At 72.6% G+C, this 2,823-nt stretch carries 6 protein-coding genes; 4 read left to right on the forward strand and 2 right to left on the reverse strand.

What is annotated here, in order from left to right:
- Together DEI95_RS16870 and DEI95_RS16340 are read right to left on the reverse strand one after the other, a co-directional pair.
- Positions 1 to 180, reverse strand: a 180-nt coding sequence (locus DEI95_RS16870; RefSeq protein WP_220036669.1) for a hypothetical protein, incomplete at its 3' end; no start/stop codon positions are given.
- 104 nt (positions 181 to 284) lie between these two features.
- Positions 285 to 932 carry an NADPH-dependent F420 reductase gene (locus DEI95_RS16340; RefSeq protein WP_110899926.1) on the reverse strand — a complete coding sequence of 216 codons (648 nt, stop codon included), beginning with the start codon at positions 930 to 932 and terminating at the stop codon, positions 285 to 287.
- Between the two features lie 135 nt (positions 933 to 1,067).
- On the opposite strand from DEI95_RS16340, the gene DEI95_RS16345 reads away from it, so the two are divergent.
- The 4 genes from DEI95_RS16345 to DEI95_RS16360 all read left to right on the forward strand — a co-directional run.
- Positions 1,068 to 1,364: a GNAT family N-acetyltransferase gene (locus DEI95_RS16345; protein ID WP_110825500.1), complete on the forward strand. Its 297-nt coding sequence runs from the start codon at positions 1,068 to 1,070 to the stop codon at positions 1,362 to 1,364.
- 21 nt (positions 1,365 to 1,385) lie between these two features.
- Positions 1,386 to 1,844: a VOC family protein gene (locus DEI95_RS16350; protein WP_111060907.1), complete on the forward strand. Its 459-nt coding sequence runs from the start codon at positions 1,386 to 1,388 to the stop codon at positions 1,842 to 1,844.
- A gap of 213 nt (positions 1,845 to 2,057) precedes the next feature.
- Positions 2,058 to 2,534 carry a MarR family winged helix-turn-helix transcriptional regulator gene (locus DEI95_RS16355; RefSeq protein WP_110825243.1) on the forward strand — a complete coding sequence of 159 codons (477 nt, stop codon included), beginning with the start codon at positions 2,058 to 2,060 and terminating at the stop codon, positions 2,532 to 2,534.
- Positions 2,531 to 2,823 (forward strand): metallophosphoesterase family protein (locus DEI95_RS16360; protein WP_146243702.1); only part of this gene is annotated, 293 nt, incomplete at its 3' end. The genes DEI95_RS16355 and DEI95_RS16360, both read left to right, overlap by 4 nt.

The raw sequence follows: 2,823 nt of genomic DNA on the forward strand, positions 1-2,823 counted from the left end.
GGTGGGGTGGGCCTCCAGGCCGGGCACGGCGTCGATGCCGGGTCGGTCGCGGTCGGCGACGGCACCTGCGGGGACGACGCGGCTGGGGGCAGGGGAACCGGCGTCCTCCGGAGGCGCGGTCACCCATGCGGGCACCGCCCGACGGGGTCGCTCGGACTCGGGCATGCGATGAGACGCCACGGCCGCTGTTCCTCTCCCTGGATTGATCCAGAGTCCGTTCTACCGGGCGGGAACAGCGGCCGAACGCCCCAGTCAGAGGGGGTGGAACGGTCGGTGCAGGACCGTCACATGTCGCGGTACCGCTTCGCGGCGGCGAGGGCGTCGCGCAGTTCGTCCGCGGTCATGCGCGGGCCGTAGCCCGGGGTGTCGCGCTGGATGCGCCATCCCTCGGCGAGCGGTCCAGCGTCGACGACGTCGAAGCCGAACTCGTCGATGAGGTCGGCGACGGTGCGCTTCGCCGTCTCGTCGTCGCCCGCGACGACCAGGGCGCGGCGACCCTCGGTGCCGCTGGGGGTGGCGTGTCCGGTCAGGTCCGCGGCGCCGATGTGGTTGAAGGCCTTGACCACGTGCGCGCCGACCAGGTGGTCCTGCAGCATCTCGGCCGTGGTGGTCGTCTCGTCGTCGAGGGCCGCGATGTGCCCGTCGCGCTCCGGGTAGTAGTTGTCCGTGTCGATGACGACCTTGCCGACGAGCGGCTCGACGGGGATCGTCTCGACGGCGCCGAGCGGCACGGTCACGACGACGATGTCGCCCCGGGTGGCCGCGTCCTCGCGTGTGCCGGCGGTGGCGTGTTCGCCGAGCTCCGCGACGAGGTCCGTCAGCGTCTCCGGCCCGCGCGAGTTCGCGATCACGACCTGGTGGCCGTGCTGCACCGCGAGGCGTGCGAGCTGTGATCCGATGTTGCCTGCTCCGATGATCCCGATGGTCGTCATGTGGGGTGCAACAACCGTGACCGGTGGTCATTCCGGCCTGACGACCGGGACGGTCGGACCGCCCGTCGGGGGCGGGTCCACGCGTTCGCCGGAGGACGGGTGACCGTCGTCCGCCGCGCGGTGCAGGATGGCGCCATGACACACGAGTTCCGCAACGAGGCCGACCGCGACCGCTACGCCATGTACGTCGACGGAGCCCTCGTGAGCGTGCTCGACTACCGCGTCAACGGTGACGCGATCGCCTTCCCGCACACGTACACGGTCCCGGCGCACCGCGGGCACGGGTACGCCGGGGAACTCGTGGAGCACGCCGTGGCCGACGTCGAGACGACGTCGACGAAGCGCATCGTCCCGATGTGCTGGTTCGTCAGCCAGTGGTTCGACGAACACCCCGACAAGGCAGACCTGCTCAGCCGCGGCGTCGCGGACTGAGCACCACCGAGAGGCGCCACCGTGCCCCGCATCGTCCCCTTCCTCTGGTTCGACGACCAGGCCCAGTCCGCGGCTGAGCACTACGTCGGGCTCTTCCCGGACGCACGTGTCGACGGGGTCGGCCGTGCCCCGGACGGGTCCGTGCTCGTGGTCGAGTTCACCCTGATGGGCCAGCCGTACCGTGCCATGAACGGCGGTCCCGGTCATCCCTTCACCGACGCCGTCTCGCTGCAGGTGGACGTCGACACGCAGGAGGAGCTCGACCGGATCTGGGACGGGCTCCTCACCGACGGCGGCCACCCGGTGGCGTGCGGGTGGCTCGTCGACCGCTGGGGTCTGTCGTGGCAGGTGACCCCGTCGATGATGGGCGAGCTCATGGCCGCCGGTGGTGACCCGGCAGCGGGCGCGCGGGTGTTCCGGGCGATGCGGGACATGGTCAAGCTCGACATCGGGGCCCTCCGCGCGGCGGCCTCCGACTGATCACCGACACCGGGCACGTCCGGCCACGTCGCCGGACGGTCGCACCGGTCCCGACCCCGGGGACCGCCGGTCCCCGTTCCGGGGGACCCGCGGTTATCGTGGGGCCACACCGAGCGGCGCAGGGGACCACGGACGTGGGCGGCCGCCGGACCCGACGTCCCGACCAGGGGCGACCGACCACCGGCGCCACGCCGGACGACAGACTGGAACAGCATGGCCGACCCGAGGGGCCCCGGGATCCGCGAAGCGGACATCGGACGGGCGTACACCGAGCTCTCCCGCATCACCCGCCGCGCGAGCGTCCGGGCGCGGGGGACCGCCGACGTGTTGAGCGTCGTCGACCAGTCCCTGGTCGACTTCGTCGTGCAGCACCCGGGGTGTATGGCGATCGACATCGCCCGGTACCTCCGGCTGAACCGGTCGACCATCTCGCGTCAGCTGTCCGGACTCCTGGCCGCGGGACTCGTCCGCACGGTCGACGGCGGCACCGGCAACGCGAAACCACTCGAGGCGACCGAGGCCGGCCGGCGCGCCCTCGACCGCTCGGTGCAGCTGCACCGCGACGCCCTGGTCGAGCGGCTGGCCGACTGGTCCGACGACGACGTCGCGCTGCTCGCCGGGCTGCTCGAACGGCTCGGAGCCGCGGACGAGGCCGAGCTGCCGATGCCGAGCAGGACGACCGAGCCGTGACCACCGCACTCGTCCTGCTGTCGGACACGCACCTGCCGAAGCGGGCGAAGGACCTGCCACCGGAGCTGTGGGCGGACATCGACGCAGCCGACCTCGTCGTGCACGCGGGGGACTGGGTGGACCTGGCGACCGTGGACCTGCTGGAGGCCCGGTCCCGCGACCTCCTCGCCGTGCGCGGCAACAACGACCTCGGGTTCGAGGGACGGCTGCCGCTCGTCGCCGCCCGCCAGGTCGAGGGGCTGCGGTTCGCGGTCGTGCACGAGACCGGCGCGGCGACCGGGCCTCCAGC

Origin of the sequence: Curtobacterium sp. MCBD17_008 (genome assembly GCF_003234475.1) — a bacterium.
GTDB lineage: Bacteria > Actinomycetota > Actinomycetes > Actinomycetales > Microbacteriaceae > Curtobacterium.